Annotated in this window: 7 protein-coding genes and 1 tRNA gene; 4 read left to right on the plus strand and 4 right to left on the minus strand. The window is 43.9% G+C overall.

Annotated features, from left to right (window positions below; genetic code table 11):
• Positions 1 to 1,231: iron uptake porin (locus LC574_RS18640; protein ID WP_229454883.1), on the minus strand; the 1,231-nt coding region annotated here is incomplete at its 3' end.
• A 338-nt stretch (positions 1,232 to 1,569) separates the two neighbouring features.
• Here LC574_RS18640 and LC574_RS18645 point away from each other — a divergent pair.
• The 4 genes from LC574_RS18645 to LC574_RS18660 all read left to right on the plus strand — a co-directional run bounded on the left by LC574_RS18645 (position 1,570) and on the right by LC574_RS18660 (position 4,531).
• On the plus strand, positions 1,570 to 2,577 hold the full coding sequence (locus LC574_RS18645) for a metal ABC transporter substrate-binding protein (RefSeq protein WP_229454889.1): 1,008 nt from the start codon (positions 1,570 to 1,572) through the stop codon (positions 2,575 to 2,577).
• Between the two features lie 78 nt (positions 2,578 to 2,655).
• Positions 2,656 to 3,423: a metal ABC transporter ATP-binding protein gene (locus tag LC574_RS18650; protein ID WP_229454884.1), complete on the plus strand. Its 768-nt coding sequence runs from the start codon at positions 2,656 to 2,658 to the stop codon at positions 3,421 to 3,423.
• Between the two features lie 91 nt (positions 3,424 to 3,514).
• Entirely contained in the window at positions 3,515 to 4,384 is an 870-nt protein-coding gene (locus tag LC574_RS18655) for a metal ABC transporter permease (protein WP_229454885.1), read from the plus strand.
• 74 nt (positions 4,385 to 4,458) lie between these two features.
• Positions 4,459 to 4,531, plus strand: a tRNA-Phe gene (locus LC574_RS18660).
• A gap of 62 nt (positions 4,532 to 4,593) precedes the next feature.
• On the opposite strand, the gene LC574_RS18665 is transcribed toward LC574_RS18660, so the two are convergent.
• From LC574_RS18665 to LC574_RS18675, 3 genes are all read right to left on the minus strand, one after another.
• Positions 4,594 to 5,736 (minus strand): site-specific integrase, encoded by a 1,143-nt coding sequence (locus tag LC574_RS18665; protein ID WP_229454886.1) that lies wholly within the window; start codon positions 5,734 to 5,736, stop codon positions 4,594 to 4,596.
• Positions 5,736 to 5,969 (minus strand): hypothetical protein, encoded by a 234-nt coding sequence (locus LC574_RS18670; protein ID WP_229454887.1) that lies wholly within the window; start codon positions 5,967 to 5,969, stop codon positions 5,736 to 5,738. The genes LC574_RS18665 and LC574_RS18670 overlap by 1 nt, the downstream gene beginning before the upstream one ends.
• 291 nt (positions 5,970 to 6,260) lie before the next feature.
• Complete coding sequence (locus LC574_RS18675) at positions 6,261 to 6,944, minus strand: hypothetical protein (protein WP_229454888.1); 684 nt, start codon at positions 6,942 to 6,944, stop codon at positions 6,261 to 6,263.
• Between the last annotated feature and the right edge of the window lie 133 nt (positions 6,945 to 7,077).

Genomic DNA, 7,077 nt, shown 5'->3' on the forward strand with positions numbered 1-7,077 from the left:
TACTAGAAAATCGGGAATCTAACGTACCATCGCCATCTAAATCCAAGGGCGCGAGAGTTGCTGCATTGCTACCAGTAAGTAGTGGCTGATTGTAGGAATTGATGTAAGTTAAACCAATAGTAATGCGATCGCTTGGTTTAACCGTCAACTGTGCCAGCGCACCGTAAGAACCATTAAACAAACCATTATTGGGCGTAGGGTCATTAGCTGTACCACTCAAATACCCTAGACTCAGTGCCAATTTATCACCGAACTCGTGCGTTATTCCCAACCCCGCGCCGCCTATTTGATTATAAATTGGGTTGCGTGTACCAAAGGTGGACAAAGCACCAAAGGAGCCATCACCGTCAAAGAGATTAACAGTACTGGTAAGGTCATCTGCTGCACCTGCGTTGGCAATAGCAACAACCTCTGTTTTTTCGCCCAACGGAAATCTGTAGAAGAGTGCATCTATAGCAGCATTGGTATTGCCATCCTCGCCAGCAAAGAATAAATTGCCCTCTGGCGTACCAATGTCAGGGCTGAGAATATTATTAGCCTGGATTCTGGTAAACAGCGTATCTTGTCCTGTGAAGCTGGTCACAAGTTCTATCCGCGCCCGTACCCCTAAAGTTGTATTCTCGTCTGTAATTTCCTCATTGTTAACTATATTTCCTGACAAAACATCGCTGGCGACTGCGACAACTTGTCCTTGTAGTTTGGTTGTGGTTGAAAACTGATTCGCCTCCAATTCAGCAGTTTTAGATTCTACTGCATCTACACGACCTCGGAGTATTGCTAGTTCGGCTGAAAAATCTTCTTGCAGCTTTTGTAATGTGGTTAAATCTTGTTTGTTAACTAAATCGCCAGTGGCTGTAGCAATAAGTTCGTTAACCCGATCGAGACAAGCATTCAAACCAGCCGCAAACTCATACCGCGTTAATGCCCGATTCCCCCGATAAGTGCTATTTGGGTATCCTGCAATACAACCATAGCGTTCAACCAAGGACTGCAATGCTTGAAATGCCCAGTCGGTGGGTTGTACATCGGAAAATTGAGACACGGAGGTAACTTGCGCCATTGGCTGATCTGGCGCGATGTTCGTAGCTTTTGCGTCTGGATTAGCTAAAACTTGCGGTTGATTGATTTCAGATTTACCCGATGTTTCACCTGCAAATGTAGCAGTATTCACAAATAGCATGACACTACAGACTGCTGGACTAACTAGCAGATATTTACAGAATTTTTGCATTTTTCTCCTCACACTGTTTTCTAATTCACACCCAAGCCACGTTTTTTTTAACGTGTATTTTATGAAAATCTTTGTCAGTAATTTTATCAGAAGTAAGCAACCTTTTTAACAAAAAAGTCAAGAAATCCTAATTATTTAGGGAAAACTAAATTGCAGATGGCTGTACCGTCTGAAAAGTTTTCTTGTTACTCATTACACAGGAAACTCAGAATGATATTATCTGTCTTGAATGAGAATGAGAATTATTATAGTATAAAATTTATAATACGTCTTATTGTCAATAGGATTTGTGACAGAGGCAGAGTCAGCATCCGTTTTGAGGAGAAAATACCGTGATTATGAATTGCAGAGAAATTAGAACAGGCAAGCAAAGAAGCGGCATCTTGTCCATAATTGCTTTGCTGATGTTGTCAATGGTTACTGGCTGTAGTCAATCGAATCCGAATCAGGGAACAACTTCTGAACAGTCGCCGCAAGCACAGGAAGCTGCTTCTACCCCGTCGGCGCAGTCAAGAAAAACTAAAGTAGTGACAACATTTTTGCCGATATATTTGTTTACTAAGGCAGTAGCTGGAAATGTGGCAGATGTAGAAATTCTAGTACCACCTGGTACGGAGGTGCATGAATATCAAGCGATACCCGAAAATGTCAAAGCGATCGCAACTGCGAATGTGTTAGTAAAAAATGGTTTAGGTTTAGAGGAATTTCTGGAAAATACTGTTAAAAATGCCCAAAATCCCAAATTAGCCGAAATTGATGCTAGTAAAGGTATTAAACCCTTAAATGAAATTTCACCCGTTGTAAAAACGGTTCAAGAGGAAGAAGACCACGAACATACCCAAGGTAATCCTCACGTTTGGTTAGATCCAGTTTTGGCAAAACAGCAGGTAATTAATATTCGGGATGGATTAGTTGCTGCTGACCCAGCGAACAAAGCAACTTATGAGGCGAATGCTGCGACTTATATTAAAGAATTAGAAAGTTTAAACAGCGAATTTCAGCAGACTTTGCAGAAAACTCCTAGTTGTACCTTTATTACCTTTCATGATGCGTTTCCATATTTAGCTCAACGTTATAACCTCAAGCAAGTTGCTGTAGTACAAATTCCCGAAGATCAACTTTCACCAACGGATGTGCAAAATGCAGTCAATGCAGTGAAAAAGTACAAGGTTAAAGCTTTATTTAGCGAACCAGGAGTAGATAACAAACTTTTATCCAGCCTCTCCAAAGACTTGAAGTTAACTTTGCGTCCTCTGGATTCTCTAGAAACTGGCGAAACAGATCCACAGCACTATTTCAAGGCTATGAAAGCTAACTTGCAGACTCTAGAAACTTCATGTAAATAGGTTTGTCATTTGTCAGTTGTCCTTTGTCCTTTGCAAATGACCAATGACTAATGACCAATGACTAATGACTAATGACCAATGACTAATATTTTGAAAGTAGAAGGATTAACTGTCTATCAAGGCAGCTATCTAGCTGTTCGAGATGTTTCTTTTGAATTATTGCCAGGAACAGATACAGCCATCGTCGGCCCCAATGGTGCTGGTAAAAGTACTCTGGTAAAAGCAGTTTTAGATTTGATACCTCGAAGTGCTGGTACGATTGAAATTTTAGGTCGTCCAATTGCAAGATTGGGGCGTTTACGTCACTTGTTGGGCTATATGCCGCAAAACTTCATCTTTGACCGCAGCTTTCCCATTTCTGTCAGCGAATTAGTAGGACTTGGATGGGACAAAGAAGCGAAAAAAGGGGATTTATTTTTCTCTCGGCTGTGGAGACAAGACCGCGAAAAATCGGCAGCAGTAGGAGAAGCTTTACGGCGAACCGATGCTTATCATTTACAGCATCAAGCTATTGGTACTCTTAGCGGTGGTCAACTCAAGCGGGTTTTGTTGGCTTATTGTTTGGTAATGCGTCGCAAACTCTTGGTACTAGATGAAGCCTTTGCTGGTGTTGATGTGCAAGGTACAGCAGATTTTTACGCTTTGCTAAATGAATTAAAGCGGCAGGAGGGTTGGACGGTATTACAGGTTTCTCATGATATTGATATGGTAAATCGCCATTGCGATCGCGTGCTTTGCCTGAACCAAAGTATTGTTTGTACTGGTAAGCCGGAAATTGCCCTTTCACCGCAAAACTTGTTAGCAACCTACGGCCCAGGTTTCAGCCGTTACCAGCACCAACATTAAAATAATTCGTAATTCGTAATACTCGCCTCCGGCGAGGATCTTGCTACGTAATTCGTAATTAGACTCCCAGAATTAGTTAATGTTGATAAGTATGAATTTCTTCAATGATTGTCAGATAGCAAGGCTAGCGATCGCCAATAGCAATGACTTGGTAAACTTGTTAACATTCCCCTTTATGCAGCGTGCGATCGTAGGTGCTGTGTTGATGGGAATACTTGGCGGGATGTTGGGTAGTTTTGTTACCTTGCGCCAGTTATCTTTTTTCAGCCACGCGGTTGGTCATGCAGCATTAGTAGGTGTGGCGTTAGGTGTGCTGCTACAAATAAATCCGACTTGGATGCTGTTACCTTTCACGTTGGTTTTTGGGGTTATTGTCCTCTACTTTATCGACAAAACCGACTTAGGTAGCGATAGTGTCCTTAGCATAGTGCTATCTGGGGCATTAGCGATCGGTGTGATTCTCACTAGCCTAATTAAAGGATATCGTGGCAATTTGATGGCTGTGCTGTTCGGCGATATTCTAGCGATCGATATCACAGATTTAATTTTGACGCTGCTAGTACTTGTGGGAGGTAGCATATTTTTACTATCAACCCTGCGCCAGCAAATTTTATTGACCCTTAACCCCGATGTAGCGCAAGTTCAAGGTATTCACGTCCAGTTGTACCGCTACGTGTTTGTGGTCTTGCTTTCACTCGCCGTTGCTGTAGCGATTAAAGCTGTCGGCGTTTTACTGGTGAACGCCTTTTTGGTGATTCCCGCCTCCACCGCCAAACTTATGAGTCACCACTTTAGCCGCTTTCTAGTGATGTCGGTGATAGTTGGTTCCATTAGCAGCATTGCTGGCATTATTGTGTCAGGTATTTTCAACTTTGCTTCTGGCCCAAGTATTGTTCTTGTTCAATTTCTGCTATTTGTAGCCGTTTTCATCTGGTTTAAGTTGAGGTTAACAACTGCATAAATATTTTTCTTCAAGGGCTTGCTATATTCTTGGATGTTTGCTATATTTATTAATCGTGGCTCACAAAAGCCCCAGCCGGGATAGCTCAGTTGGTAGAGCAGAGGACTGAAAATCCTCGTGTCACCGGTTCAAGTCCGGTTCCTGGCATAAAATACAGCGCAACATCAAGGGGTTCTGACCAAAACTCATAAATATTGTTTAGGCAAGGTTTAGTCAAAAGATTTTACAACTTTTTCATGGCCCAAAACCCGAGGAACCTGGGGGCGATCGCTTTTATTCGCCATCAATTCAAAAGCCCTTTGGTGATGCTGCTGGCTAATCCAGTGATGATAAAGTTCCGAGTGAACTTTCGCCGAATGCCCCATTTGCTGGGCGGCAAGAGAAATATCAAGCCCAAACTCTAAGGTACGTATCGCCCAACAATGGCGTAAGTTGTAGGGAGCAAAAATTGAGTGGCGGTGAAACCAGCTAGTGACGACATGTCCAATGGCAGCATTGGACTGATTGAAGTCAACTTTTGGCAAAATCACTTCTTGCAGGTCGAATTCCTCAAACCATTCTGGGTAGCAAGGCCAAACTTGCCGAGGGCCAGTTTTGGAATTGTCGTTGACGCTGACGATATAGTTGCCCCTGGCGATCGCTCTAAAATCAAGGCGGAACACTTCATGGTTCCGCAGCCCGTAAGTAGCCAGCATCCCATATACCCAACGCCAAGCTTGTGATTCAATCTCATAGAAAACCTTGGCAATGGTGGTGTCTGTTGGTAAATCTCGCGGTGTCACGAGGCGCGGAGAGTATTTACCTTTGTAGGGGTTGAGATTAACTTCAACTTGGGCAAACCGGGCTAACGCCGAAAGTGCCATACAAGTGCGCTTGCGAGTTTTGGTGTCTGGAGGAGTTGCCGTTACCGCTTTTAAGATATTTTGCGGATTCAATATTTCGTTTTGGGGTAACTTTTGAAATACTCGCCAGTAGTCAATCGTCCAGGTCGTCTCGCTTTGATGATTGCGATCTCTGGTGTCAAAGTAAAATTTTTCAAACCTTTGAATCAGATTTTCAATTGGTTCAACCCCTGATTCGACGGCTGGTATTTTTAAGTAAGATTCCCATTGAAAATTTTTACAGGCAATTAACCCGCCCAAAAGACGGGCTTCAGCTTCGGCTCGCTTGAATCCTTCGCGGCTGGCATAGATTCCCAAGGCGATGCGTTGTTGGTAGGGTTTAGTCTTGGTGGAGTTGGGTTTTGGTGGCAGGGTGGCGCGAAGAAAAAGGCGATTGTTAATTTGCTCAACGCTTACCCCGATTTGAGCAATTTTTAGCCGCTCGTTGATTTTGGCAAGCGCGGCATCCATTAAATTACTCCACTCCCATTGCACAGGGTACAGGAGTAATTTACACCGCCAAAGGCAAGTACCCCAATGCCTTTGCATTTAGAACACAATTCGATTTCGTCATAATCTGGATCGTCAGCATCTAACGCCCAGACATGACCGCAGTCAAGGCACTCCCAGTAACCGTAATTTTCTTGGTAACTTAGCCGTGTAGAATCGCATCGAGGACAATTTGGACAATTTGTTTGAGACATCGCAGATTTAAAAAATTGTTTCGATTTTTTAACTTTTTTAAAGCCTAAAAATTTTGTCTACAATCGCCAAAAAGCGCTCTGGGCGCTATTTTCGCCGTCTACAGCCGAATTTTTTGGGGTAAAAAATTCGGCTGTAGACGGACTTTCGAGTGGTTATCGGTGATGAGTTGAGCGATGTCTACGACGGGCTTCGCCTACGCACTTCCACTCAAGTACTGCCTATTTACTCGGTAATTTACATGTATTGCGTTGCCTACAGCCTGTAGACAGACTGTAGGCAAACTGTAGACATTACTTTGACCACCTCCAGCCTAATTTTGCTCCACTTCCTTCGACTTCTCCCAAGCCCCTATCAGCCATCGAAGCAAAGATGATCCGTACTTCGTCTGGTTGCATTCCCTCAAACAATCGGCTAGCTTGCAGCAAAATCCTGGCTTTTAAAACCTCACCTGGGTGCTGTTGACCCCAGTCAAGGATAAGTTGCTCGAACTCATTCATGGTTGTAGGCTGCGATTGCACCTCATCTCCCCTGCCGGAGTTTTCTGCCTGCACCGTCGCTTTGGTTCCCCAGTTGCTCAAATCAAGCTCACAAGGGCAGTCATCAACCATAAACCGCTTCTTGTCACCAGCTTTCAACCATTGCTCTAACTGAGGATCTTTGAGTTTAGTCCTGGCGTGGTCACGCCCGAACTGCCCTAATCTCACCAAGACAAAGCAGCTGTAAAGGGTGTCTTTGTCACCTTGCAGTCCAAAGTTAAGAGCGGTGTCGTTTTGGGCTAAAGCACAAATGAACTGTTTATATCGCCTGCCCCGTTTGGCGTGGCGTTTTATCCAGTGGGAGGAATTGTCGCATTCGTCCACCAAAACCGGGAATTCTTCGGCGATCATGAATCGTTCTCGACCGGCGATCGCGTTATCTCCCCCCTCACCGCGAAGCTCTACAAGCTCCCCTAAGGTTTTCAAGTCGTTGCCCATTGCGGTATAAAAGCGATTAGCGGTTAGCGAGCTTGCGATTAGTTTTAAACAAGCCGCCCAATATGAGCGGGGTATTAGCTATTAGCTATTAGCCATTAGCTAACAGCTAACCGCTAACAGCTAACAGCGGGGT

The organism is Nostoc sp. CHAB 5715 (genome assembly GCF_020829685.1).
Classification (GTDB): Bacteria; Cyanobacteriota; Cyanobacteriia; order Cyanobacteriales; family Nostocaceae; genus Nostoc.